The sequence below is a fragment of the Rhodococcus sp. IEGM 1341 genome (genome assembly GCF_030056895.1).
GTDB lineage: Bacteria > Actinomycetota > Actinomycetes > Mycobacteriales > Mycobacteriaceae > Rhodococcoides.
Genome location: NZ_JASHKV010000001.1, coordinates 814443 through 839501, shown reverse-complemented (window position 1 = coordinate 839501; position 25059 = coordinate 814443). Strand labels below are relative to the sequence as shown.

The 25059-nt window shown below is 64.6% G+C and carries 24 protein-coding genes, 1 tRNA gene and 1 other RNA gene; 15 read left to right on the top strand and 11 right to left on the bottom strand.

Annotated elements, in window-relative coordinates; translation table 11 throughout:
- Window positions 1-53: 53 nt before the first annotated feature.
- Window positions 54-947 (bottom strand): hypothetical protein, encoded by an 894-nt coding sequence (locus QM615_RS03745; protein WP_283347016.1) that lies wholly within the window; start codon window positions 945-947, stop codon window positions 54-56.
- Window positions 948-1069: 122 nt separating this feature from the next.
- A complete protein-coding gene (locus tag QM615_RS03740) occupies window positions 1070-2467 on the bottom strand; it encodes a zinc-dependent metalloprotease (RefSeq protein ID WP_283347015.1) in 1398 nt (465 codons plus the stop codon).
- Window positions 2468-2613: 146 nt separating this feature from the next.
- On the opposite strand from QM615_RS03740, the gene QM615_RS03735 reads away from it, so the two are divergent.
- On the top strand, window positions 2614-3639 hold the full coding sequence (locus QM615_RS03735) for a YlbL family protein (RefSeq protein WP_068045962.1): 1026 nt from the start codon (window positions 2614-2616) through the stop codon (window positions 3637-3639).
- A gap of 13 nt (window positions 3640-3652) precedes the next feature.
- Here the strand turns inward: QM615_RS03735 and QM615_RS03730 are convergent, their stop codons facing one another.
- Window positions 3653-4231 (bottom strand): PPA1309 family protein, encoded by a 579-nt coding sequence (locus QM615_RS03730; protein WP_176460511.1) that lies wholly within the window; start codon window positions 4229-4231, stop codon window positions 3653-3655.
- A 276-nt stretch (window positions 4232-4507) separates the two neighbouring features.
- Here QM615_RS03730 and QM615_RS03725 point away from each other — a divergent pair, with 276 nt between their 5' ends.
- Window positions 4508-7468: a UPF0182 family protein gene (locus tag QM615_RS03725; RefSeq protein WP_283347014.1), complete on the top strand. Its 2961-nt coding sequence runs from the start codon at window positions 4508-4510 to the stop codon at window positions 7466-7468.
- A gap of 147 nt (window positions 7469-7615) precedes the next feature.
- On the opposite strand, the gene QM615_RS03720 is transcribed toward QM615_RS03725, so the two are convergent.
- Window positions 7616-8179 carry a transglycosylase family protein gene (locus tag QM615_RS03720; RefSeq protein WP_283347013.1) on the bottom strand — a complete coding sequence of 188 codons (564 nt, stop codon included), beginning with the start codon at window positions 8177-8179 and terminating at the stop codon, window positions 7616-7618.
- Window positions 8180-8681: 502 nt separating this feature from the next.
- Here QM615_RS03720 and QM615_RS03715 point away from each other — a divergent pair.
- Both QM615_RS03715 and QM615_RS03710 read left to right on the top strand, forming a co-directional pair.
- A tRNA-Met gene (locus QM615_RS03715) sits at window positions 8682-8758 on the top strand.
- A gap of 109 nt (window positions 8759-8867) precedes the next feature.
- The gene (locus tag QM615_RS03710; RefSeq protein ID WP_283347012.1) at window positions 8868-9380 is read left to right on the top strand and encodes a putative immunity protein; all 513 of its coding nucleotides are present in this window, start codon (window positions 8868-8870) and stop codon (window positions 9378-9380) included.
- A gap of 619 nt (window positions 9381-9999) precedes the next feature.
- Here QM615_RS03710 and QM615_RS03705 read toward each other — a convergent pair.
- Window positions 10000-10242 (bottom strand): hypothetical protein, encoded by a 243-nt coding sequence (locus tag QM615_RS03705; protein ID WP_269593548.1) that lies wholly within the window; start codon window positions 10240-10242, stop codon window positions 10000-10002.
- 16 nt (window positions 10243-10258) lie between these two features.
- Here QM615_RS03705 and QM615_RS03700 point away from each other — a divergent pair, with 16 nt between their 5' ends.
- Window positions 10259-10804: a GNAT family N-acetyltransferase gene (locus QM615_RS03700; protein ID WP_283347011.1), complete on the top strand. Its 546-nt coding sequence runs from the start codon at window positions 10259-10261 to the stop codon at window positions 10802-10804.
- Here the strand turns inward: QM615_RS03700 and QM615_RS03695 are convergent.
- The 4 genes from QM615_RS03695 to QM615_RS03680 form a co-directional block, all read right to left on the bottom strand.
- Complete coding sequence (locus tag QM615_RS03695) at window positions 10777-12057, bottom strand: RNA polymerase sigma factor (RefSeq protein ID WP_283347010.1); 1281 nt, start codon at window positions 12055-12057, stop codon at window positions 10777-10779. The genes QM615_RS03700 and QM615_RS03695 overlap by 28 nt on opposite strands.
- A gap of 31 nt (window positions 12058-12088) precedes the next feature.
- Complete coding sequence (locus QM615_RS03690) at window positions 12089-12433, bottom strand: YciI family protein (protein WP_149405493.1); 345 nt, start codon at window positions 12431-12433, stop codon at window positions 12089-12091.
- Window positions 12434-12618: 185 nt separating this feature from the next.
- Entirely contained in the window at window positions 12619-13839 is a 1221-nt protein-coding gene (locus tag QM615_RS03685; RefSeq protein ID WP_068045941.1) for an acyl-CoA dehydrogenase family protein, read from the bottom strand.
- A gap of 45 nt (window positions 13840-13884) precedes the next feature.
- The gene (locus tag QM615_RS03680) at window positions 13885-15294 is read right to left on the bottom strand and encodes an acyl-CoA dehydrogenase family protein (RefSeq protein ID WP_283347165.1); all 1410 of its coding nucleotides are present in this window, start codon (window positions 15292-15294) and stop codon (window positions 13885-13887) included.
- A 142-nt stretch (window positions 15295-15436) separates the two neighbouring features.
- On the opposite strand from QM615_RS03680, the gene QM615_RS03675 reads away from it, so the two are divergent.
- The gene (locus QM615_RS03675; protein WP_283347009.1) at window positions 15437-15811 is read left to right on the top strand and encodes a DUF1304 domain-containing protein; all 375 of its coding nucleotides are present in this window, start codon (window positions 15437-15439) and stop codon (window positions 15809-15811) included.
- A gap of 1 nt (window position 15812) precedes the next feature.
- On the opposite strand, the gene QM615_RS03670 is transcribed toward QM615_RS03675, so the two are convergent.
- Together QM615_RS03670 and QM615_RS03665 are read right to left on the bottom strand one after the other, a co-directional pair.
- Window positions 15813-16604 (bottom strand): inositol monophosphatase family protein, encoded by a 792-nt coding sequence (locus QM615_RS03670; RefSeq protein WP_283347008.1) that lies wholly within the window; start codon window positions 16602-16604, stop codon window positions 15813-15815.
- Window positions 16605-16663: 59 nt separating this feature from the next.
- A complete protein-coding gene (locus tag QM615_RS03665) occupies window positions 16664-17155 on the bottom strand; it encodes a beta-class carbonic anhydrase (protein WP_283347007.1) in 492 nt (163 codons plus the stop codon).
- 213 nt (window positions 17156-17368) lie between these two features.
- On the opposite strand from QM615_RS03665, the gene prfB reads away from it, so the two are divergent.
- From prfB to ssrA, 9 genes are all read left to right on the top strand, one after another.
- Window positions 17369-18481, top strand: coding sequence for a peptide chain release factor 2 (prfB, locus tag QM615_RS03660; protein WP_068045939.1), 1113 nt, complete (start codon window positions 17369-17371; stop codon window positions 18479-18481).
- A 38-nt stretch (window positions 18482-18519) separates the two neighbouring features.
- Complete coding sequence (locus QM615_RS03655) at window positions 18520-19419, top strand: mechanosensitive ion channel family protein (protein WP_149405496.1); 900 nt, start codon at window positions 18520-18522, stop codon at window positions 19417-19419.
- Entirely contained in the window at window positions 19416-19862 is a 447-nt protein-coding gene (locus QM615_RS03650) for a hypothetical protein (RefSeq protein ID WP_283347006.1), read from the top strand. Before QM615_RS03655 ends, QM615_RS03650 begins: the two co-directional genes overlap by 4 nt.
- Before the next feature lie 86 nt (window positions 19863-19948).
- Window positions 19949-20638: a cell division ATP-binding protein FtsE gene (gene ftsE / locus QM615_RS03645; RefSeq protein ID WP_027496574.1), complete on the top strand. Its 690-nt coding sequence runs from the start codon at window positions 19949-19951 to the stop codon at window positions 20636-20638.
- Window positions 20639-20701: 63 nt separating this feature from the next.
- Window positions 20702-21607, top strand: coding sequence for a permease-like cell division protein FtsX (gene ftsX, locus QM615_RS03640; RefSeq protein WP_068045894.1), 906 nt, complete (start codon window positions 20702-20704; stop codon window positions 21605-21607).
- An 83-nt stretch (window positions 21608-21690) separates the two neighbouring features.
- The gene (gene smpB, locus QM615_RS03635) at window positions 21691-22164 is read left to right on the top strand and encodes an SsrA-binding protein SmpB (protein WP_027496576.1); all 474 of its coding nucleotides are present in this window, start codon (window positions 21691-21693) and stop codon (window positions 22162-22164) included.
- A complete protein-coding gene (locus tag QM615_RS03630; RefSeq protein ID WP_502941869.1) occupies window positions 22161-23027 on the top strand; it encodes an EamA family transporter in 867 nt (288 codons plus the stop codon). Before smpB ends, QM615_RS03630 begins: the two co-directional genes overlap by 4 nt.
- A gap of 31 nt (window positions 23028-23058) precedes the next feature.
- Window positions 23059-24519 carry an SDR family NAD(P)-dependent oxidoreductase gene (locus QM615_RS03625; protein ID WP_283347005.1) on the top strand — a complete coding sequence of 487 codons (1461 nt, stop codon included), beginning with the start codon at window positions 23059-23061 and terminating at the stop codon, window positions 24517-24519.
- 65 nt (window positions 24520-24584) lie between these two features.
- Window positions 24585-24955, top strand: a transfer-messenger RNA (tmRNA) gene (ssrA, locus tag QM615_RS03620).
- Window positions 24956-25059: the final 104 nt, after the last annotated feature.

Below are 25059 nucleotides of genomic sequence, written 5' to 3'. Positions count from 1 at the left end.
CGGCCCTGCGCCGACCCCATCGGTCGTGGTGAGCTCGCTGCGAGCGCGTGTGGTCAGTGCCAGCAATCGCAGTGAGGATGCTTGGACCACAGACGTTTGTGCACGGTGGTTCCGGTTGCTGCGAAGTCCAGTTCCATGGTGCAGTCGGCGGTCTCGGGAAGCGCGGCGTCGGAACGGCCGATGAGGTTCTCCAGCTGAGCGAACGCGAACGCTGCCGTGGCCAACACCGTCGCGCTGCTGGCCTGGCCGACCGTGCCGAGCAGTTGAGCGGAAAGATGCGGCCACTCGGGCTCGAAATCACATCGCGTCAGATCTGCGCACCGTAGACAACTCGTTCGACCGGGCAACACGAAAGGACCGACGATGCCCTTCCCGTCTCGCAGCCGCACCTGCAGATGTGGGATGCGCAGCCGCACCAGGTCGGTCACCAGACGAGGTTCGGCAACCAGATCGTCGGCGAGCACCACGACGTCGTAGTTCCACGACCTCACCACCGAGTGCGGATAGCGCGTCGGAGTCAGACTCGTTCGGCTCACCGTGACACCGGTTCGACTCAGACCGGAGGCCAACGCGTCCGAGATCGGACCCCGCCCCACGAGGTGCACGGTCTTCACCGTCCCCGGTCCGACCTGCGACGCATGCGGCGAGGCGTCGGGCACCACGGGTTCTCTCGTGCCGTGCATCAGCAAGCCGGAGTCCTCCAGTTCGCCGAGCATCGCCGATGTCCGATTGGCCGACAGTCCCAAAGTCATTGCGTGACAGACGATATGAGGTCTGGAATGGCCCGCGGCCAGCAGTCGGAGTATTTCGAGTATCGAGCCCGGCTCGGCACCGGGAGGTGGCGTGACGACGACGCTGGTCTCGGGATTCCAGCCCAACTGAACGGTGCCGTCTCGACGCGGCAGAATTGCCACTGCAGGATCGAGTCGAACGGTCGGTGTGATCATGAGACACACTCTGACAGCGCCGACAAACAAGAACGCCCGCTCAGGGCACGTTATCCACAGGGTGGAAGTGCCTCCGAGCAGGCGTTCGACGGTCTCGATCGAAGTGGCGCGAACCCGACGGGTCAGGGTGTGGATGAACCCTTCTCGGGATCTCCGTCGGTGCCCCTGTCGTCGCCTTCCGCGGCGCGTTCGGCAGCCTCGGCGCGCTCCTTGGCCTCCATCGCCTCGAGCTGCGCGATCGGGTCGTCGAAGCTCGACGTTCCACCGCCGACCACGCGGTCGATGAACGCCGCGGGGTTGTCCAGGTCCGAGGAGTCGGGGAGCAGATCGGGGTGTGCCCACACACCGTCGCGTCCCTCGACGTCAGCTGCGGCGAGGAGCTGACGCCACAGCTCGGCGGCCTCGCGAACCTTGCGGGGTCGCAGTTCGAGGCCGACCAGCGTCGCGAAGGTCTGTTCGGCGGGGCCTCCCGACGCCCGGCGGCGCCGGATCGTTTCGCCGAGCGCGACGGCACCGGGCAGGCGGTCGCCCAAAGCGGCTGCAACCACCGTCTCGACCCATCCTTCGACCAGGGCGAGCAGCGTCTCGAGACGCTCGAGTGCGTGCTTCTGCTCCGGCGTCGTCTGTGGCTCGAAAGCACCCTGCTGCAGGATCGCCTCGATCTTCGACGGATCGGTCAACGCGGACGGGTCGAGTCCTGCGGCGGCCTCCTCGATGGCCGAGAAGTCCATCCGGATGCCGCGCGCGTACTCCTCGACGGTGGCCAGAACCCGCTGCCGCAACCACGGAATGTGGCTGTACAGCCGCTGGTGGGCGGCTTCACGCGCGGCGAGGAACACCAATACCTCACGGTCGGGCTGCTCGAGTCCCTCACTGAACGACGAGATGGCCGACGGCAGCAGTGCCGCTGTTCCCGACGGTCCGAGGGGCAGGCCGATGTCGGTGGAGGTGAGCACCTCCTTGGACAGCTGGCCGAGTGCCTGACCGAGCTGCGAGCCGAACGCCATCCCGCCCATCTGCGTCAGCATGCCCATCATCGGACCTGCCATCTGCTGCGCCTCGGCGGGCAGGCCGGAGGTCCACATACCCGAGATCTGCTCGGCGACCGGGTCGCACAAGCGCTTCCAGGTGTCGATCGTGTTGTCGAGCCAGTCGACCGGCGTCCATGCAACGGTCTTCGTAGCACCGGCCGGCAACGTCGTCGCCCCGTCCAGCCACAGCTCGGCCAGGTGTGCGGCGTCGGTGATGGCCTCTCGTTCGCCTGCCGACACCGGGCTGAAATCGCCCATCTGCTGACGTGCGAGCTGTTTGGCCAGGTCGTAGTTCACCGGCCCCGAACCGGTTCCGCCCGCAGCTCCCATACCGCTGAGCATCTGGCCGAACTGGGTGAGCATCTGGCCCAGCTGTGCGGGGTCGAATCCCTCGCCGCCGAAGCCGAAACCGGCAGGGTTGCCCGAGCCGTCCGGATCCTTCTTCTTGTCCGGGTCGTCGTCGGAGGCACCGAAACCAAAATTGCTCATGACTCAACGGTACAAGCCCGACGAACGGAGAGAGTGGTGGATCGTCACGCTGACGGCGAACAGTCCGAGCCGAGAGAAGTCGGTACGGACGTACTCGGTAGGGGCGGTCTGCACCGTCGACCGTATTCGGATCTAGTGTCTACGGAGTGAACCGAAGGATCGCCACTCTTGTCGCTGCGCTGGTACCTGTGGTGGTGCTCGGCGTCACGGGCTCGGTCGTCACCGTTCCGTTCGCCGCTCTCGGCCCCGGCCCGACGTACAACACTCTCGGTGACGTCGACGGGGTACCCGTGGTGCAGATCGACGGAACCGAGGTCGACCCCACCGCGGGCCACTTGAACATGACGACCGTGGCCGTGCGCGATCAGCTCAATCTGTTCGAGGCACTCGGCTTCTGGGCCAGCGGCAGGCAGGGACTCGTTCCGCGCGAGGAGGTCTATCCGCCGGACATGTCGAAGGAAGAAGTGCAGGAGGGTAATCAGGCGGACTTCGAGGAGTCGGAGTCCAGCGCCGAACTCGCCGCGCTGCATCATCTGGATCTGCCCGTGACGCTCGCGGTGGCGAGTGTGGCCGATGACGGGCCCGCTGCCGGCGTGCTGAACGTGGGGGACACGCTCGTCTCGGTCGACGGAGCTCCCGTGTCCACGGCGTCCGCGGTTCGCGAGGCGGTCAGCTCCAGGGCCCCGGGTGACTCCATCGATATCGAGTACGTCCGGGACGGCACGACGCGGACGGATTCGGTGGTGCTCGAAGCCCGGCCCGACGACGACGCGTTGGGATACCTCGGCGTCACGCCCGAGGAGCAGCCGGACGTGCCGTTCGACGTGACGTTCAACCTTGCCGACGTTGGTGGACCGTCGGCCGGACTGATGTTCAGCCTGGCCGTGGTCGACAAGCTCAGTCCCGGTGAGCTGAGCAACGGAGAGTTCGTCGCGGGGACGGGGACCATCGACGCCGAAGGCACGGTCGGCCCCATCGGCGGCATCCCGTACAAGCTGATCGCCGCCCGTGAGGCCGGAGCCACCACGTTCCTGGTGCCGGACGCGAACTGCGGAGAGGCGCAACAGAACGTCCCCGACGGCCTCAGACTGGTGCGTGTCGAATCGTTGGACGGTGCAATCGACTCGCTACAGGCGATCGGCTCCGGCGGCGACGTGCCGTCCTGCAGCTGACCCAGCCCTGTCGCTAGTCGTCGTCGACGGCGTCGAACGTGGCGTAGAGACCGTGCACGACGTTGGGGGCCAGGTCCTCCGCGATGCGAAGGTCGATGGGTGCGAACGGATCGGCGTCCTCGTCCGGGTGCAACTGCAGAAGAGTCAGGGACGGACCGTCCTTGAGGACCGCGACGATCAACCGAGCATCTCGTTTCTCGGGATGGTTCTCGGCAGCCGAGCGAGCGGCCTGGTCGGCCGCATCGGGATCGGCGAGCAGCGGGATCAAGGCATCGTCGAGGGTCGATTCGGCTGCTGGGGGAAGAACTACGATCTCTTGGACCAAGGCGCATCCGACGACACCCTCGGGCCACGTGGAGGTGGCCAGGAACTCGTCCAGGGCGGGGGAGCCGCCGGTGATGTCCTCGGGTAGCGAATGCTGTTGGATCGGAGTCAGGGCAGCGCCGTCGGCCAAATCGTCGAGCAGTCCCGGCTCGGCCGCGGCGAGTGCGGCTGTGGGCACCAAGGCGAACATCTGGGGTGCCTGGTGCCATCCGCCGGCATCGACGAAGTCCGCCACCTCCCGCGCACACCGCGCCAAGGCGTCGGCCACATCCTGTCCACCCGTCTCGGGGTCGAACTCGACACCGAAATCGTCTCGGCCGGGCACTCCGTCGCTGTCGTTGCTCACCGCACTATCCTCGCATTCGGATGGTTCCTCGGATGCGAGGCTCCTGACCTGCGGTCGGCTGTGGCCGCGGTACGGGCGTCGCAGCCGTAGGATCAACGTACGTACAGTAGGGCGAAACGGACATGCGGCGCACGGCGAGTGCGCCGCCGAAGTCATCTGCGGCGCCGGTCGGCGTCGCCCGAAGTTGGAGTGTGGCTCGTGGGCATGAGGCCCCCCACCGGTATGCCGTCCTTGTCGCGGCGCAGCCGGATCTTGCTCGTATTGGCCTTGGTAGCAGCAGGTTTGCTACTCATCGGTCCCCGTCTGATCGACGTGTACACGAACTGGTTGTGGTTCGGCGAAGTCGACTTCCGCGGCGTGTACACCACCACTCTGCTGACGCGGTTGGTGATCTTCTTCGTCGTCGCCCTGGTTGTCGGACTCATCGTGTTCGCAGCTCTGGCGGTGGCGTACCGCAACCGTCCGGTGTTCGTGCCCGTCGCCGGGCCCAACGATCCGATCGCGCGATACCGCACCACGGTGATGAGCCGACTGCGCCTGTTCGGCATCGGAATTCCTGTGGTGTTCGGGTTCCTGTCCGGCATGATCGCCCAGACCAATTGGGCGACCGTGCAGTTGTTCATCCACGGCGGCGACTTCGGCATAACCGACCCGCAGTTCAATCTGGATGTCGGTTTCTACTCGTTCGACCTCCCGTTCTACCGGTTCATCCTCAATTGGCTGTTCGTCGCCATCCTGGTTGCCTTCTTCGCGAACCTGGTGACGCAGTACGTGTTCGGTGGAATTCGTCTCGCCGGGCGCGAGGGTGCACTCACTCGCGCAGCGCGGATTCAACTCGCGGTTCTGGCCGGTACTTTCGTCCTGCTGAAGGCCATCGCGTACTGGTTCGATCGGTACACGCTGCTGTCGAGCAGTCGCAAGGAGCCGACGTTCACCGGTGCCAGCTTCACCGACATCAACGCGGTGTTGCCGGCCAAACTGATCCTGCTGGCAATCGCCGTCATCTGTGCGATCGCCTTCTTCGCAGCGATATTCCTGCGTGATCTCCGTATCCCGGCGTTGGCCACGGCTTTGTTGGTGCTGTCGTCGATCCTCATCGGTGCCGTCTGGCCGCTGGTGATGGAACAGTTCTCGGTGCGCCCGAACGCGGCGGACAAGGAGAGCACGTACATCGAGCGGAACATCGCAGCAACCCGAGACGCGTACGGCTTGAACGACGACGTGGTCACCTATCGGGACTATTCCGGTGAAGCAGCATTGAGCCCCGGCGAGGTGGCGTCCGAGTCGGCCACGATGTCCAACATTCGCCTGCTCGACCCCAACATCCTCGCGCCCACCTTCACCCAGCAGCGTCAGATTCGTAACTTCTACGGGTTCCCCGACACGCTGGCCGTCGACCGATACCCGGATGCGGACGGCAACCTGCGCGACTATGTCGTTGCAGCCCGCGAGATCTCACCGCAGACGCTCGACGCCAACCAGCGTGACTGGATCAACCGCCACACCGTGTTCACACACGGAAACGGCTTCGTCGCAGCGCCGGCCAACTCCGTCGACGAGGCCGTCGCAGACGAATCGAGCGGTGGACGCGGTGGTTACCCGAACTACCAGGTCAACTGGATCGAGAACGATTCCGAGGGCACCATCCGCAAGGACGGACCCGGCGACCTGGATCAGCCGCGCATCTACTTCGGCCCGGTCATCGCCAACTCCGACGCGGACTACTCGATCGTCGGTTCCACCGGCGAGCCCCGCGAGTACGACACCGACAGCAAGAGTTACACCTACACCGGTGCCGCAGGCGTCGACGTCGGTAACTTCTTCAATCGACTCGTGTTCGCCAGCAAGTACGCCGAGCGCAACATCTTGTTCTCGAGCGTCATCGGGGACGAGTCGAAGATCCTGTTCAACCGTGACCCCCGCGACCGCGTACAGAAGGTCGCACCGTGGTTGACCACGGATGGATCGACCTACCCGGCGATCGTCGAGGGCAAGCTCGTCTGGATCATCGACGGGTACACCACGTTGGACAACTTCCCGTACGCCCAGCGGATGTCGCTCGAGGACGCCACTGCCGACAGCATCGAGTCGACGACGACACGTGCGTTGCCGAGCCGAGAGGTCTCGTACATCCGAAATTCGGTGAAGGCCACCGTCGATGCCTACGACGGCACCGTCAAGCTCTACGAGCAGGACGAGAACGATCCGGTGCTCAAGGCATGGGAAGGCGTGTTCCCGGGAACCGTCATTCCGAAGGACCAGGTGTCCGACGAGCTGCGCGATCACTTCCGCTACCCGGAAGATCTGTTCAAGGTCCAGCGTGAACTGCTGACCAAGTACCACGTCAACGATCCGCGAGAGTTCTTCACCAACAACGCGTTCTGGGAGGTTCCCACCGACCCGACCGCAGAGAACACCGCGGCCAAGCAGCCCCCGTACTACGTCGTCGCATCCGATATCTCGAACCAGGAGAATCAGGCGTCGTTCCAGCTGACCAGTGCGTTGGTCGGTTACCGCCGAGAGGTGTTGGGCGCGTACGTCAGTGCGGATTCCGATCCGGAGAACTACGGCAAGATCACCGTGTTGAGATTGCCGACGGATACATCCACGCAGGGTCCGAATCAGGTGCAGAACCAGATGACGACCACGACCGACGTGTCCGAGAGTCTCGGTATCGTGCGCCGTGAGAACACCGTGGAGTTCGGAAACCTGCTGACACTCCCGGTCGGCGACGGCGGATTGATCTACGTGGAACCGGTGTACGCCTCTCGTACCAACGAGGCGTCGGCCTATCCGCAGTTGATTCGGGTGTTGGTCTCGTACGAGGGCCGCGTCGGGTACGCCGCGACACTGCCCGAAGCCATCGAGCAGGTGTTCGGAGCGGGTGCCGGACGCACAGTCACCGCACCCGGTGAGACCGACGGAACCACCCAGCCCGGCGCTGTTCCCGAAACCGCGCCGTCCGACGGAGGTGCGCCTGCGGCAACTCCGGCCCCGGCCACCGGCGGTTCGACGACCAGGGATGCGGCCGTGTCCGAATTGAATTCGGCACTCGCGGCCGTGCGCACTGCACAGCAGAGTGGAAATCTCGCGGAGCTCGGTACTGCGTTGGAGGATCTGCAGACCGCCGTCGATACCTACAACCAGGCAGGTAACTGATCGCTGAGGCCACGGCCTGCTGACCGAGAGAAAGAGCCGCCTCACCGAATGGTGAGGCGGCTCTTTCGTCGTTCGTCACCTGGCTCGTTCACGCTGTGCAGCGGTGCAACTCCGAGGTGAGTGGCAGTTCGACGAACTGCCGGGCGATCAGCGTCCGATGGGCGCGAGCACCGGGGCGTTGGCAGCAACGAAGTGCTGGAACTGCGTGCTCAAGCCGTACTGGTCGGCAAGCTTGGACGCTGCGTCGAACGCGCCCTGTGCAGCCTGCGTGGCCGCTGCGGCCTCGGGAGCCACGGCCGGTGCCGGTGCCGGTGCGGGAGCCGGCTGTGGTGCCGGTGCGGGAGCTGCCTCGGGCGCGGGAGCGGAGGCACCCTTGCTCAGCTGCTGACCGCACACGGGCCATGCGCCCGGTCCCTGGGTCTGAAGGGTGTTCTCCGCAACGCGGATCTGCTCGGCCTTTGATGCGTTGGCCGGTGATCCGGATCCGCCGTTGGCCGTCCAGGTGCTCTGCGAGAACTGCAGGCCACCGTAGTAGCCGTTTCCGGTGTTGATGCTCCAGTTGCCACCGCTCTCGCACTGCGCGACCGCGTCCCAGTTGTTCGGGGCTGCGTTGGCGGTTCCGGCAGAGATACCGAGGGGGATTGCTACAGCGGCACCTGCGATGACGGCCATTCCGAGTGCGCGCTTGCCGACATTGTTCAGTGTGGTCATTCGGGGTGAATCCTCTCCGCGCTCGACTGGCGCGACTGGCCTGCAATCACCTCGCCGGTGTGGATGGCGTTGGTGACCAGGCGCTTCGTATCGTCGCGGCTCTGCCCCCGTACGTCTTGGGGACCACACCCGCGGGGCAGAGCGAAAGGAGCGGCGGGGTGGTGCAGGCCCAGCGGTTTAGGGCCGTCCGTGAAGGTAGTCGAGGATCTGCTCACCGTCACTGAGCCGTAATGGGATGGTCGATGTCCACATATTGGGACGACGGGGGGTGTTTCCGCAGCTCAGACCAGCTCGTGGCGCTAATGTTTCTACTTCGTAACCCGAACGTTATGTGACTCGAAACACGCCCCAAAAGAGACGCGGAGCACTATTTTCTGCGGTGTTCGGCGTGATAAATGCGTGCCGTGACGCGTCGCGGTGCACTCGTCGGGGTGCGCGAGGACGCGGAGAAGTCACGTGATTTGCATTGGTTGTACGCACGGGAGTAACTTCGTAGACGCAACGCGGGGTGGAGCAGCTCGGTAGCTCGCTGGGCTCATAACCCAGAGGTCGCAGGTTCAAATCCTGTCCCCGCTACCACTGAAGAAGACCCAGGACATATGTCCTGGGTCTTTTTTCGTGCTCTGATGGGTCCGGAACGGACTCTCGGCCGCAGTCTGCACGTTCGAAACCGGAAGGTTCGCCTCGCATGATTCTCCCCGCCGTCAGAGATCCGCGCCTCATCACCGTGCATCGCGGCGGCCTTCTGTCCGATGACGACCATCGGAGCCTTGCGCTCTGGGCGGCCGAGTGTGCGGAACATGTTCTCCACCTGTTCGAGGAGCTCGAACCTTCCGACTCGCGGCCGCGTGAGGCAATCGACGGTATCCGTGCGTGGACGCGCGGCGAGCTCGCGATGATGGCAACCCGCGCTCTCGGCGGGCACGCCATGGGTGCGGCACGGCCGCTGCACGGTTGCGCTCGCTTCGCCGCATACGCCGCGGGGCAGGCAGCCTGTGTGGCACACGTACCCGAACACGACCTCGGAGCGGCCGCCTATGCCATCAAGGCAGCTCGGGCGGCCGCACGTGACGGCCTGGAGCTGAGTGCAGGTCTGAAGGAACTCGAATGGCAGCGCGACCGGCTCCCGAGCAGTGTGCGAAAACTGGTGCTGGAAGACCAGGAGAGAAGAAACAGTATCTGTTGGTCGTTGTTCGCCTGATTCCGTTTGGGTGACCGATACCGTCAGAAGCTCGCGCGGGACGATCACCGACCGCAGATCGGTCGGCGTCAGCAGTGATCCTGGCACCAGAGACGCGTCGGGCAGGAAGCGAATGGTGGTGCCGGTGTGGCCGGTCGACGCAGCCGAGCTCAGCTCGGTGACGGGAACTCCGTGCTCGTACCGTCTGGTCCACGAACCGTCGACCCGCCGGTTGGTGTGTTCGAGCATCCGCGAGAGAGCAGCCACTGTGGACATCCCACGTCGAGCGTGTCCGTCGTCGAGCATGACGGGCTGTGATTCGTCGAAGAAGCGGACATCTTTCGTGCTGACGACGGGCTTACGGATGGCTAGTCCGTCGTCGAGCCTGGTGTCGGTGCCTCGACCTGCGTCGGACACTTCGACAGTCCCGTCCGCGCCCAACACGACTGTCGCGTGACCACCGCCCTGATGTTCTGCTTCGTCCACCGCGTAGGCGAGTACCTCGAGAACCAGGTGCAGGACTCCGCCGGGCGCGTATTCGCCGGGTCGAGATCTGATGTGCGACAGATGATCCAGATCGACGTCCACCGACCAGTCGTGTGTGGTCGTGGACCACGTGTGGCGACTGGGCATCGGGAGTTCAGTCCGTGATCTGCTCGCGTGCATCGTCACTGGTGACTGCTTCGGAAGGGGCGGGGCCTCCTTCGTCGTCTGCATCATCGGCAGTGAGGTCGACGGTGTCCACACCTTCGAGTGCGGTCAGTTCCTGCTCTGCCTCGGCGATGAGGCCTTTCGCGTTCTCTTCCATCTTCTTGATCCACTCGGCCATGACGGTGACACCCTTCGCTCGATCGTGTACCACCGGTCTACCAGACTTCTTCACCCCTAGGATCCATGGTGTGCGAACACGAACCTCGCGTCTCGATCTCGACGAGCCGGTCGGCACGGATCTCGATGAGCTGTACGCGATCTGCAGCGACCCGCAGTCGTGGACGCACTTCCCGAGCCTGCGACACACCGATCCCGGTGCAACCGAACGAATGTTGCAGAGCTGGGCGGAGCAGTGGCGGCGGGATGGACTGTCCACGTGGATCATTCGTGAGCGCGGCAGCCGCACGATCAGTGGCTACGGCGGATGCTCGAAGCGGCGGAACACCTTCTGGAATCTCGGGTATCGCCTCCATCCCGACGCACAGGGCAACGGGTACGCCGCGGAGATGTGTGAGATCGCAGTCGAGTGTGCGCACCGAACCGAGCCCGAATTGCCGATCGTGGCGTACCTCCTCGAACACAACGTCGCGTCGGCCCGAGTGGCCGAGCGCGCGGGCCTGCAGTTGATCGCCCGTGGACCCGACATCGGCAATCCCGATGTCGACGCAGTACGCCTGGTGTACTCAGACCGTTCGTTGACTGCAGATCAGGTGGACGTGGTGCTGTCGGCCTGACCGGGGTACGCGCGCACCTCCGCGAGCCGAGCGCGAAGCAAGCGTTTCTCCGGTGCGGTTCGGGCGAAATCCAACGCTCGTCGATAGTCGATTGCCGCCTCGTCGAACCTGCCGAGTCGTTGCAGCAGATCTGCTCTCGCCATGGGATACGGGTGATAGCGGCGCAGGGACGGCTCGTCGGCAAGCAGGTCCAATTCGTGCAGACCGGCTGCGGGACCGTCGCGCATCGCCAGCGCAACCGCCCGGTTCAGCGCGACGATGGGGCTCGGTGCCCGCGTCATGAGTACGTCGTACAGGGCTACTATCTGAGGCCAGTCCGTGCTGTCGGCGTCGAGTGGTTCGTCGTGCAGTGCAGCAATGGCAGCCTGTAGAGCGTAAGGACCGCTCCCGCCGCCGCCGAGAGCCTCGACCACGAGTTCCGTACCCTCGGCGATGAATTCGGCATTCCAGAGTCGACGGTCTTGGTCGGCCAACAAGACGATCTCACCGTCCGGTCCGGTTCGCGCGTCGCGTCTGGCATCGACGAGCAACATCAGCGCCAGTAGACCGATCACCTCGGACTCCGTCGGCAAAGCGGCGTACAGGAGTCGGCCCATCCCGAGGGCCTCGTCGGTGAGATCGATTCGTCCGACGTGATCACCCGACGTCGCCGAATAGCCCTCGGTGAAGATCGAATAGATCACCTCGAGCACCATCGGGACCCTGCCTGCCAACTCGTCCGGGCCCGGGAGACGGAACGGTATCCGTGCGGCCCGAATCTTGTTCTTGGCTCGCACTATTCGCTGCGCTGCTGTCGCCGGGGGGATGAGCAGAGCCCGGGCGACCTCGCCGGTGGTGAGACCGGCCACGCATCGAAGAGTCAGTGCGAGCCGGTCACCGGCGGCAAGGGCAGGGTGCGCGCAGGTGAAGAACAACTGCAGTCGGTCGTCGGGCAGATTATCGTCGAGCGAATTCAGGCGACTCGGTTCGGTACGATCCGTATCCGCCTGCAGCACAACGACTTTCGCGGCCAGAGTCTGGTCGCGCCGCAAACGATCGACTGCCTTCCGGCGGGCAGTGGTGAGCAACCAGGCTCCGGGCTTGGCCGGGACACCATCGACCGGCCAGTGTTTCAGGGCCGCTTCGATGGCGCCCGAGGTCACTTCTTCGGCGAGGTCGAGGTCGCGATACCGCTGCACCAGCGAGGCGAGCAGTATCGAGCGCTCGGCTCGGAAGACCGAGTCGAGCGCTCGACCAACCTCGGCATCGGTCACCGAAGAACCGAGTACGTGGGGTTTCGGCGGTTCAGAACTCGGCAAGGGGACGTACGATCACCGTGCCGCCGTCCTTGGAGCCCGGGCATCGGGCCGCCCACTCGAGTGCAGCGTCCAGGTCGGGAACGTCGATGACGTCGTAGCCACCGAGAACCTCATGAGATTCGGCATACGGGCCGTCGGTGACGCTGCGTTCTCCGGTGGCGGCGTCGACGCGCACAGCCGTGGCTGTCGTGAGGTCGGCCATCGCGTGACCGGAGACGTGAACGCCCGCCTCCTTCATCTCCTTCTCGTAGGTCATCCAGTCCTCGACACTGCTGCAGCCCGGTGCTGCTCCGGGTGCGGTGTCTGCGTTGATCAAGAGGATGTACTTCATGGTGCGCTCCTGGGTTCGGTACCTCGGTGTCGCGGCGCGAGTCGCCGTACACGATGACGACGTTCGACAGACCACGATATCGACACCGCCTCCCGATTTTTCTTTCTCACACACGAAAAACGGCACCGGACGCAAAGTCCGGTGCCGTTCAGCGGTTACTCCTCGGCTCGACTACGAGCCAGGTGTCACTTCAGTTCTGCCGACGACTTTCCGAGTACACGGCGAGCAACGATCAGCTGCTGAATCTGCTGCGTTCCCTCGAAGATGTCGAGAATCTTGGAGTCGCGGCTCCACTTCTCGAGCAGCGGGCGCTCCGAGTAGCCGTACGTGCCGGCCAATTCGACTGCCTTGAGGGTGATGTCGACTGCCGAGCGACCGGCCTTGGCCTTGGACATCGAGGCCTGGAGGGAGTTGGGCTCCTTGTTGTCGGCCATCCACGCCGCACGCAGTGCGAGCAGATGTGCTGCCTCCCAGTCCGCTTCGAGGCGCAGGAACTCCGCGGCCGCCGCGTGCTGGTTGTAGGCGGGCGTTTCGTAGGAGATGTCGACTCCGGCGTCCACCAGGATGGAACGCAGTTCTTCGAGAGCCGCACGTGCGACGCCGATCGCCATGCCTGCCACCAGGGGACGGGTGTTGTCGAACGTCTGCATGACGCCGGCGAAGCCCTTTTCGACGTTCACTTCGGCGGTACCGAGCAGGTTGTCCTTCGGGATGCGGCAGTCCTCGAGCAGCAGGGCTGCGGTGTCGGACGCCTTGATGCCCAGCTTGTGCTCGAGGCGGGCGACCGAGAGGCCCGGAGCGTCACGCGGGACGACGAACGACTTGATGGCCGCGCGGCCGAGCGACTTGTCGACCGTGGCCCACACCACGATGTGGGTGGAACGCTCGCCGGCGGTGACGTAGATCTTTTCGCCGTTGAGTACCCACTCGTCGCCGTCGAGGACGGCGGTGGTGGTGACAGCTGCGGAGTCCGAACCGAAGCCGGGCTCGGTGATGGCCATCGAAGCCCACACCTTGCCGAAGCGCTCGAGCTGCTCGTCGGTGGACACCGCGGCGATGGCCGAGTTACCGAGTCCCTGGTAGGGGATCGACAGGGTGAGGCCGACGTCGCCCCAGCAGGTCTCGATCACGTTCACCAGAGCGGACATGTTGCCGCCGTTGGCGTTCGCGGTCTTGCTGGGCTTGGCCGACTCGCTGTCCTTCTCGCGGCCACCGGCGGCTCCGCCGATTTCGCCACCGGCGTCGGACATGCCTTCGACCATCGACGCCATGGTGTCGAGTTCCACCGGGTACTCGTGCTCGGCGAGGTCGTACTTGCGGGAGATCGGGCGGAAGATCTCGGCAGCGACCTGATGAGCCTGATTCGCCTGCGCCCGAAGCTTCTTGGGAAGTTCAAGATTGATCATCGTGTAAGTCCTTGGGTGAGTGCCATGGAAATTCGGGGCGGCGAGCTAGATGAGAACGATGCCCTCGGCGACGCCGACGGACCGCAGATCGCGGTACCAACGCTCGACCGGGTGCTCCTTGGTGAAGCCGTGACCGCCGAGCAGCTGCACGCCGTCGGAACCGATCTGCATGCCCTTCTCGGAGGCGAGTCGACGGGCGAGCGCCGATTCACGAGTGAACGACAGTCCCTGCTCGGCCCGCGAAGCGCCGCGCAACGTGACCAACCGCATACCGTCGAGCTCGATGGCGATGTTGGCGACCATGAATGCCACGGCCTGGCGATTGCTGATCGGCTCACCGAAGGCGACGCGATCGTTGACGTACGGAATGACGTAGTCGAGTACGGCCTGGCTCGTACCGACGGCCAACGATGCCCAGCCGAGTCGCGCCAGGCCGATCGCAGCGCTGTACTCGGCGGCACGCTGGTCTGCGTCACCGTCACCGAGTAGGGCCGACTCGGGAACCGCGACGTCGGTCAGGATCAGGCGGCCCAAACCGGCTGCGCGCAGGCCCATGCTCGGGTCGGCTTCGACGACGAGGCCCTTGGAATCGGACTCGACGATGAAGAATGCCGGACGGCCTTCGAGTTCTGCGGCGATGACGAACAGCTCGGAACTGCCGGCAGCAGGCACAAGGCTCTTGACTCCGTTGAGCTTGTAGCCGCTGGGGGAGCGAACGGCTTTGGTCTGCAACGCGTACGGATCGAACAGTGCGCGGGGCTCGTTGACGACCACTGCTGCATTCGGCACCTTCTCACCGACGAAGGCCGGGAGGTAGGTCTTCTGCTGTGCGTCGGTGCCCCACTGGGTGAGGGCGACGGCGACGCCGCTGGGAGCGAGGATGGGCAGTGCCAAGCCCATGTCGCCATGGGCGAGTGCCTCGGCGACGAGAGAGTTGGTGACAGCGCCACGCTCGGTGGCGGCACCGTCGAGTTCCTCGGGAACGTTGATGAGCGTGATGCCGAGCTCGGCGGAGCGCCGAACCAGATCCTCGGGCGACGAGGCGCTGTGGTCTGCGTCGAGGGCAGCCGGGCGAAGGATCTCTTCGGCGAATTCTTTGACCGTCTCGACGATCATGCGCTGTTCGTCGTCGGGCGTCAGGTCGAAGTAGCTCAGGTTCTTGGCAGCGCCGTCGTCGAGGCGCTTGGGCTTGCCGCCACCGGTGACCTTGGCAAACGTGCGATTGGCAGCGCCGAGGGTCTTGAACCCGGTTTTGGTGCTCTCGTACGTCACCCGGTCGATGGTTTGGCGGAGGTTGTACTTCTCCGCCAGTTCCGATCCGGTGATGGCGGTCAGAACGCGCATGGCGGTTCCGATCGCATCCCTCTTGAACGGGTTGAGGCCAACTGCAGAAGTATCGCGGGGCACCTTCGGGGCCTTCGCGTCGACCACACTGTCTTGCTTGCTCATGATCACCAGTTCCTCGGCGTCGGGCACGGACTTCACAGATCTTACTCCCGAGTAAGTTAGCTGTCTACTGTCGAGTAAGTTGACCTTTCCAAGAGGCCGGCGAACCGAACATCGCCTCCGGCGACGAGGGGTATGGCACGCTACGTCGGTGCATCCGATCGCCCAGGTCTTCGCCGCCCTCGCCGCGGCCCTTCACGTCGTCATCTTCGTCATGGAAAGTGTCTTGTGGTCGAAGCCGGCCATCTGGGCCAAGTTCGGGGTCGCAAGCCAGAACGACGCCGATGTCGTGAAGCCGATGGCGTTCAATCAGGGCTTCTACAACCTGTTTCTGGCCGTCGGCATCGTGGTGGGCCTCGTCGTGGGCGGGTCCGCGGGCCACGCCGTCGTCTACTTCGCGTGCGCGAGCATCGTCGGCGCAGCGATCGTTCTGGCGACCGGCGGTGCGAAGTACTCCCGGCCCGCATTCGTCCAGGGCATCACACCGCTGATCGCGCTGATTCTGGCCGCAGTTCTCCAGGCGTAACTCAGGCGCTGGGGGACAGGTGCGCGAGGACCTGGTGTTGCAGTAGACCGTTGGTGGCCACGGCGCTGCCACCGTGCGGGCCTGCGGTGGCGTCGAGTGCGGTGAAATCGCCTCCGGCTTCGCGTACGAGGACATCGAGTGCGGCCAGGTCCCACAGCGAGACCTCGGGTTCTGCGGCTATGTCGACCGCCCCCTCTGCGACGAGGCAGTAGGAGAAGAAGTCGCCGTACCCGCGAACCCGCCACACGGCGTCGGTCAGATCGAGGAACCGATCCCTGATGCCGAGATCCGCCCACCCACTCAGGCTCGAGAAACTCAAGCTCGACGACGCCAGCGAATCGACCTTCGAGACCTCGATCCGGCGCGGGGTACCCCCGTCCGATGCCGTCCAGGCTCCCAGATCGAGTGCGGCCCACCACCGTCGGCCCAAGGCGGGCGCGCTCACCACGCCGACACGGGGTATTCCGTCGTCGAGCAGCGCGATCAACGTCGCCCACACCGGAACGCCACGGACGAAGTTCTTGGTGCCGTCGATGGGATCGACGACCCACTGGCGTCCGCTGAACGTTGCAGTGCCGCCGAATTCCTCGCCCAGTAACGCGTCGGCAGGGCGCTGCGCTCCGAGCACGCCGCGGATCGTCGTCTCGACGGCCAGATCCGCGTCCGACACCGGTGTCAGATCCGGCTTGGAATCCACCGAGAGGTCCATGGCGAGAAATCGTCGCCGGGTGATGGCGTCGGCCTCGTCGGCGAGTCGGAGGGCGAGAGAAAGATCAGCGGCGTAGTCGGTCACCGGAGAAGACTATCGCCGCGCACACGGCGTCTCGCATGTGGAGATATGTGCGTTTCGGCCTATCCGGTGACTTCGTTCAGCTTTCCGCTTGCCACGTCGAAGACGAAGCCTCGAATGGATTCGTGCTTCGTGACGAACGGGCTCTGCTCGATGCGTGCCAGCGATTGGCGAACATCACGGTCCAGATCGGTGAACGACTCGGCCGCCCAGTTCGGCTTGAGACCGGTCTCGTCCTGAAGATCGTTCTTGAACTGGTCGTCGGTGAACGTGAGCATGCCGCAGTCGGTGTGGTGAATGAGAATGATCTCCTTCGTGCCGAGTAGCCGCTGGCTGATGGCCAGAGACCGGATCTCGTCGTCGGTGATCACACCGCCCGCATTCCGGATGACGTGGGCTTCACCGTCGGCCAAACCGAGGATTCGATACACGTCCAGTCGAGCGTCCATGCACGCCACCACTGCCACGTGCTTCGACGGCGGCAGCGGCAGGGGACCGCCGAACGTCGCGGCGTACGCCTTGTTGTTCTCGAGGTACTGGTCGGTGACGGTCATACGAAGCTCCTGAGTCTTGCGGGGTGTGGCCGGCACCGGGCGGTGGCAGGCATGTCGATGTGCGCATATGTCGACGCGTCGAAGCTAACAGCGGACGAGGTGCCCGGACAGGGTTCGAATCAGCACGGTTCGAACCCTGGCCGACCACCCGTCTTCGTCGTCGGATTCGGGGGCGGTCGGGTTCGGGTTCGCGTGCCGGTAACCTTGACTCTCGTGCATCCCGACGTTTCTGCAGACCTCGCCGAGCTCGACACCACTCTCTCCACAGTCGAGTCCGTTCTCGACGTCGAGGAACTGCGGCGACGCATCGACGAACTCGAACATCAGGCGGCCTCACCGGACCTGTGGAACGACCAGGAACACGCTCAGCAGGTCACCAGCCAGCTGTCCCACGCGCAGGCCGAGCTGCGCCGCGTCGAAGAGCTCCGTCAGCGCCTCGAGGACATGCCGGTGTTGTACGAGCTCGCCGAGGGTGAGGAAGGTGACGACGCCGCATCCGCCACCGCCGATGCCGACGCCGAACGCGCGTCGCTCCGTGAGGACATCGCAGCCATGGAAGTACGGACCCTGCTGTCCGGTGAGTACGACGCACGTGACGCGCTGGTCAACATCCGGTCCGGTGCAGGCGGAATCGACGCCGCCGACTGGGCCGAGATGCTGATGCGCATGTACATCCGCTGGGCCGAGAAGCACGGCTACGGTGTCGAGGTCTACGACACGTCCTATGCGGAAGAAGCCGGCATCAAGAGCGCGACGTTCGCGGTCAAGGCTCCGTACACGTACGGCACGTTGTCGGTGGAGCAGGGCACACACCGGCTCGTGCGCATCAGTCCGTTCGACAACCAGGGTCGACGCCAGACGTCCTTCGCCGAGGTCGAGGTTCTCCCGGTCGTCGAGACCACCGACCACATCGAGATCCCCGAGAACGACATTCGCGTGGACGTGTACCGCTCGTCCGGACCGGGTGGGCAGTCGGTCAACACCACCGACTCCGCCGTTCGGTTGACGCACATCCCGACGGGGATCGTGGTGACCTGCCAGAACGAGAAGTCGCAGCTGCAGAACAAGGTGTCGGCCATGCGAGTGCTGCAGGCCAAGCTGCTCGAGGTCAAGCGCAAGGAAGAACGCGCCGAGATGGACGCCCTCAAGGGAGACGGCGGCAGCTCCTGGGGCAATCAGATGCGCTCGTACGTACTGCATCCGTACCAGATGGTCAAAGATTTGCGTACCGAGTACGAGGTGAACAATCCGTCTACTGTTCTCGACGGAGACATCGACGGATTCCTGGAATCGGGAATTCGATGGCGAATGCGGGGGGAGCAGTAGATGACCGGTCATTGCGCAGGCTCCACTCCGACGATCCGATGACGAGCTGGTTGAACCCGACGCTCGACCTGAAGCAGAATGCCCTCGGCATACTGCTGTACATTCTCGGCGGGCTTCTGGCCGCGCGCTTCGTCACCTGGACCGGGTCGCGGATCACTGCCCGCATCGACCAGAACTACCAGCACAGCGATGCGCTCGTGCGGTCCGAGGCCGCCAAGCATCGGCACGCCCTTGCCCAGGTCATCACCTGGGTCGTGGTCACCCTCATCTACATCCTGGTCACCATCGAGGTGCTGAGGCGTTTCGGATTCGGCGTCGGCGGGCTGGTGGCACCCGCAACGGTCATCGGCGCGGCACTCGGTTTCGGCGCTCAGCGCGTGGTGCAGGACATTCTGGCCGGGTTCTTCATCATCACCGAACGTCAGTACGGATTCGGTGACGTCGTGCAGATTGCCGTCAACGGTTCTGCCGAGGACGCCGAGGGCACGGTCGAGGATGTGACGCTGCGCGTGACCCGGGTCCGTAGCGTCGACGGTGAGGTCATCACCGTGCCGAACGGGCAGATCGTCAAGGCGATCAACCTGTCGAAGGATTGGGCGCGCGCCGTCGTCGACGTTCCCGTGCCGAGCACCGCGGATCTCACCCAGGTCAACGCACTGCTCCGCACAGTCGGCCGCGACGCGTTCGCGGACACCCGGCTTCGTCCACTGTTGCTCGACGAACCGACCGTGATGGGCGTGGAAAGCATCGAGGTGGGCCAGGTCAACGTTCGTCTGGTGGCGCGAACATTGCCCGGCAAGCAGTTCCAGGTGGGACGAGAACTTCGTGTCCGGGTGGCTGCCGCACTACGCCCCGAGGGCATCAGTGTTGCTCCCGATGTCAGTACGGCCGGGGTCGCACCGGATGCGTCGGGACGAGACCGGAGGGAGGATCAGTGAGCACGACGGAGACCGGAACCGATCACCCGCGACGGAACTGGCGACAGTGGCGCATACCGGCCAAGATCAACGGTCGCGTTCGGACGTCCACCGTGGCCTTCGGCATCTGCTTCGTGCTCACCGGTCTGTGGTACGGCCAGATCAGCGCCGAGATCGCCGAAAGGGACAGCGAACAGATTCAGGGACCGGTTGCTGTCGATCCGGGCGAGCTCACCCCGTACATCCAGCCGCAAACCTCGGAGCCGAGTTTCACGAGCACCACGGTCACACCCACGCCGACGGCCACCACCGATCCGGATGGATCGGACAGCGTCGACGGATCCGGTCAGCCGGCGACCACGACGACTGTGCCACCGACGACGACCGCGCCGTTCGGCGTGCCGATTCCGCCGGCAATCCAGTCGCTGATACCCAGCCAACCTGCGCCGACATCCGCGCGCTGAGTCGGCCTTTACCGTCTCTCGGGACTCGCCGCGACGCCCGAGCGGTTCCGGCAGCTACCGGCGAGTAAGGACTACACTGGCGACCCGTGATCAGCACCTCGAATGTCTCCAAGTCCTACAAGACCTCCACCAGGCCCGCCCTGGACAAGGTGACGGTCTCCATCGACAAAGGTGAGTTCGTGTTCCTGATCGGCCCGTCGGGTTCGGGGAAGTCGACGTTCATGCGGTTGCTGCTCAAGGAGGAGACGCCCACCTCCGGCGACATCCATGTTGCCGACTTCCATGTCAACAGGTTGGCGGCCCGTCGTGTCCCGAGGTTGCGGCAGAGCATGGGCTGCGTGTTCCAGGACTTCCGTCTGCTGCAGCAGAAGACCGTCGTGGAGAACGTGGCGTTCGCCCTCGAGGTGATCGGCAAGCCGCGCTCGATGATCAAGCGCACCGTCCCCGAAGTGCTCGATCTCGTGGGACTCGGCGGCAAGTCGGATCGTCTGCCCAACGAGCTGTCCGGTGGTGAACAGCAGCGAGTCGCCATCGCTCGGGCGTTCGTCAATCGTCCGCTCGTGTTGCTCGCGGACGAGCCAACCGGAAACCTCGATCCGGATACCAGTCAGGACATCATGCTGTTGCTCGAGCGCATCAACCGCACCGGAACCACGGTGCTGATGGCCACCCACGACAACCACATCGTCGATTCGATGCGCCGACGCGTCGTCGAGCTCGACAACGGACGAGTCGTTCGTGACGAGGCCCGCGGGGTGTACGGCGTCGGTCGCTGACGACACCCGACCAGGACCTATCGGACTTCACGACCGAACGAATCGAAGGGCTCGGATTCCGCGATGCGCGCAAGTTTCATCTTCAGCGAGGTCTTCACCGGACTTCGCCGCAACATCACCATGACGATCGCCATGATCTTGACGACCGCTATTTCTCTCGGCCTGTTCGGGGGGGGACTGCTCGTGGTGCAGATGGCGGGCAAGACCCAGCAGATCTTTCTCGACCGGGTCGAAGTGCAGATCTTCCTCACCGACGACATCTCGGCAACCGATCCCGATTGCGCCGAGGACACCTGCGCCACCCTGCGCTCGGATCTGGAGAGCACTCCGTCGGTGGTCTCGGTGCAGTACCTCAATCGCGAGGATGCGGTCAAGGACGCCACCGAGCGAGTGTTCAAGGACCAGCCCGAGCTGGCCGAACTGGTCAGTGCCGACAGCTTTCCCGCGTCGTTCAAGGTACGTCTGAGTGACCCGGAGCGGTTCGGGGTGATCAACGACAATTTCGAGAATCGACCCGGCGTGCAGAGCGTGCTGAACCAACGCGACCTGGTGGAGCGCTTGTTCAGCGTGCTCAACGGCGTGCGCAACGCTGCATTCGCCATCGCCACGGTGCAGGCGATCGCCGCAATCCTGTTGATCGCCAACATGGTTCAGATCGCGGCGTTCACCAGACGGACCGAGGTGGGCATCATGCGCTTGGTCGGTGCCACTCGCTGGTACACCCAGCTGCCGTTCCTGCTCGAGGCGGTGGTGGCGGCCTTGATCGGCTCCGCACTTGCCATTGCCGGCTTGTTCACGGCCAAGAACATGTTCATCGACGACGTTCTGTCGGATGTGTATCAGGCCAACATCCTGGCCCGGATATCGAACAGTGACGTGCTGCTCGTCTCGCCGTTCCTGGCGTTGGTGGGAGTCGGCATGGCCGCGGTGACGGCCTACATCACGCTGCGCCTGTACGTGCGCGAATAAATTCGCTTGCCGTTCGGTTCTATGCTGGAGCGGTTGCCCGTGGAACCGGTCTGCGCGACGAACGCTCGAGAAAGGGCCCTGCAGTGAGAGAGAAGGGCCGCAAGGCCATCGCGACCAATCGCAAGGCGCGGCACAACTACTCCATACTCGACGTCGTCGAGGCCGGAGTTGCCCTCGTCGGAACCGAGGTCAAGAGTCTGCGTGACGGCAAGGCCTCGCTGGTCGACGCCTTCGCGACCGTCGACGACGGAGAGATCTGGCTACGCGGACTGCACATCGCGGAATACACGCTCGGTAGCTGGACCAACCACGCGCCGCGGCGCAACCGCAAACTTCTGTTGCACCGCCGCGAGATCGACCGCCTCGCAGGCAAGGTCAAAGAGGGCAACCTGACGTTGGTGCCGCTGTCGATGTACTTCTCCGACGGCAAGGTCAAGGTCGAGCTGGCACTGGCCAAGGGCAAGCAGGACTACGACAAACGACAGTCGCTGGCCAAGCGCACCGCCGAACGCGAGGTCACTCGCGAGTTGGGCCGTCGCGTGAAGGGAATGCGCTGACCGCTGTTCTGCTCGCTCTGGTAGCTGCCGTCGGCTACGGGGTGAGCGATTTCGTCGGCGGTGTCGCATCCCGCCGGGTCGCCGCCCTCCGGGTGGTCATCGTGTCCTACCCGCTCTCGCTGGTGATCGTCCTGCTCGTCGCTCCGTTCGTCGGCGGCACCATCGAACTCCCGGCGATGCTCTGGGGCCTGGCCTCGGGTGTCGCAGGCGGAGTTGCCGTGTGGTGGTTCTACCTGGCCCTCGCCGCCGGACCGATGGCCGTGGTCTCGCCGGTCACCGCGGTGCTGGTCGCCGGTATCCCGGTGCTGGTCGGGTTGTCGATGGGCGAGCGGCCCGGCGTGATCGCGTTCGTCGGTATCGCCGTCGCACTGGTGGCCGTGGTGCTGGTCAGCAGAGAATCACCGGACGAGGTGACCGGTGAGGTTGCCGGTGGTCGAGAGATGAAGTTCACCCGAACGGTCGCCTGGTTGACGGTCGGTTCGGGGGTGACGTTCGCGTTCGCCTTCATCTTTCTGCACCGGATCGGGGACGGCAGTGGGCTGTGGCCGCTCGCGGCGTCGCGCGCATCGGCGACCGCGGTCGTCTGGATCGTGGCACTTGCCTCTGGTCACTTCTCACCTCCGCACGGCAGCGTCCTCAAACTCGCCGCCTTCGTCAGCGTGCTCGACGTCGTCGCCAACGCTGCGATGATCTACGCGTATCAGGGCGGTTTGCTGTCGCTGGTGAGCGCCATCGCCTCGCTGTATCCCGCAGCCACGGTGTTGCTGGCGATGGTGATGCTCGGCGAGCGAGTCGGCACTCTGCAGAAGATCGGTATGGCGTTGGCGCTCGGCGCCATCGCGATGATCGCGCTCTCCGGTTGAACCGCACCGCGCGGGGGTAATGACTCCGCTTATGACAGGTTACGATTCGCCCTCCCACGATCCCGCAGTTCAGGACCACGCCCGGCCTCCCCGCGTTCTGGTGACCGGTGCCACGGGATACCTGGGTGGACGACTGGCTCCGCGACTCCTCGAAGAGGGGTACACGGTCCGCGTGCTGGCACGCACCCCCGCCAAGCTCGACTCCGTGCCGTGGGCGGCCGATGTCGAGATCGCTCAGGGCGATCTGAGCGATCGGGAATCGTTGAAGGCAGCGCTCAGCGGAGTCGACATCATGTACTACCTCGTGCATTCGATGGGCACTGCAGGTCACTCGGATTTCGCCGACACCGAACGCGACAGCGCCGAGAACGTCGCAGCCGTGGCAGCGGAATGCGGCGTGGGGCGGATCGTCTACCTCGGCGGGCTGCATCCACCGACCGGTGAACTCTCACCACACCTGAAGTCGAGAGCCGAGGTGGGACGCATCCTGATCGACTCGGGTGTGCCGACGATCGTGCTGCAGGCAGGCGTCGTGATCGGATCCGGTTCGGCGTCGTTCGAGATGATTCGGCACCTCACCAATCGGCTACCGGTGATGACCACACCGCGGTGGGTACACAACCGCATCCAACCGATCGCCGTTCGCGACGTGTTGCACTACCTGATCGGGGCGGCGAGTGCGCCGATCACCGAATCCAGGACGTTCGACATCGGTGGTCCTGACGTCATGCAGTACGGCGAGATGATGAACATCTACGCCGACGTCGCGGGCCTGCGGCAGCGTCGAATCATCGTTCTCCCGGTGCTGACTCCTCGACTGGCCGGCCACTGGATCGGTTTGGTGACTCCCATTCCGCGCGGCCTGGCGATGCCGCTCATCGAATCTCTGCAGTACGACGCCGTGGGCCACGAGATGGACATCGACGCCGTCGTACCGCGTCCGGACGGCGGCCTGACCGGCTACCGCGACTCCGTGCGATTGGCACTGCGCAAGATCGACGACGGTGAGGTGGAGACGCGGTGGACCGACGCCACCGGTACCGCGGCACCGTCGGATCCGTTGCCCTCGGATCCGACATGGGCAGGGGAGGTCGTCTACACCGACACCAGGGTCGCCCCAAGCGCGGCACCGTCGACCGCGATCAGGCCCGCTCTCGAACGATTGGCCGACGCCGACGTTCTCACCGGTTGGCGTCGCGACGTCACCGGACCCGACGCATCCGCGTCGGGCACCGAACACACCACTCGGCTCAAGTCCTCGACCCGACTTCCCGGCGAGGCCTGGCTCGACCTGACGGTGGGAGGAACTGCAAAGCAGCCGACCATCGAGCAGCGGCTGGTGTTCTTTCCTCGCGGTCTGGCCGGTCGGGCTGTCTGGTACGCCTCGCTGCCGGCACGCCTGGTCATGACACGTCGAATGCTGCGCACGGTCGTGCAACGAGTGGACGAAGATGCCGCGTCGAACACGACGGATCGCCGGGTCGGCCGTTAATGGAATGAATGTGCTCGGGAGAGGCGTTACACTGAACAGCCCGGACACGGTGTTCGGGAACATACGGGGCTGAACGGTTTCGACTTTGTATGTTGAGTCAGGGGAAGCGTGTCGGTGCAGGCGAGAGACCACCGTAAGCGTCATCGCAACCTTATAAGCGCCGATTCCAATCAGCGCGACTACGCACTCGCTGCCTAAGTAGCGACTGCGTGTCTGTCAGTCCGGGCTCGCCCTCGGTCCGGGTACTGGCATCAGCTAGAGGGCTCACCGATTCATCCGGCCGCGGGATGATGAGGAACATCAAACAGTGGCTGGGATCGTCATCCTGACTTGTTCGCGAGATCGGGAGATCCAAGTAGAGGCATAGCGGACTGCACACGGAGAAGCCCTGGCAATGCAGCAGAGGACCCGGGTTCGATTCCCGGCAGCTCCACCGCAGAAGACCGGGCCGAGAGACACACTCTCGGCCCGGTCTTCTTTCTCTGTCGGCCAGGTCACAATCGACTCGACTCGACCCATCCCACCCGAAGCGACCGCAGT

Coding starts and splice junctions, on each gene's coding strand:
- QM615_RS03625 (WP_283347005.1), top strand. CDS start 23,059: ATGACAGGTTACGATTCGCCCTCCCACGATCCCGCAGTTCAGGACCAC.
- QM615_RS03745 (WP_283347016.1), bottom strand. CDS start 947: ATGATCACACCGACCGTTCGACTCGATCCTGCAGTGGCAATTCTGCCG.
- QM615_RS03685 (WP_068045941.1), bottom strand. CDS start 13,839: ATGATCAATCTTGAACTTCCCAAGAAGCTTCGGGCGCAGGCGAATCAG.
- QM615_RS03720 (WP_283347013.1), bottom strand. CDS start 8,179: ATGACCACACTGAACAATGTCGGCAAGCGCGCACTCGGAATGGCCGTC.
- QM615_RS03665 (WP_283347007.1), bottom strand. CDS start 17,155: ATGACCGTCACCGACCAGTACCTCGAGAACAACAAGGCGTACGCCGCG.
- ftsX (WP_068045894.1), top strand. CDS start 20,702: ATGCGCGCAAGTTTCATCTTCAGCGAGGTCTTCACCGGACTTCGCCGC.
- QM615_RS03690 (WP_149405493.1), bottom strand. CDS start 12,433: ATGAAGTACATCCTCTTGATCAACGCAGACACCGCACCCGGAGCAGCA.
- QM615_RS03740 (WP_283347015.1), bottom strand. CDS start 2,467: ATGAGCAATTTTGGTTTCGGTGCCTCCGACGACGACCCGGACAAGAAG.
- QM615_RS03710 (WP_283347012.1), top strand. CDS start 8,868: ATGATTCTCCCCGCCGTCAGAGATCCGCGCCTCATCACCGTGCATCGC.
- QM615_RS03655 (WP_149405496.1), top strand. CDS start 18,520: ATGACGAGCTGGTTGAACCCGACGCTCGACCTGAAGCAGAATGCCCTC.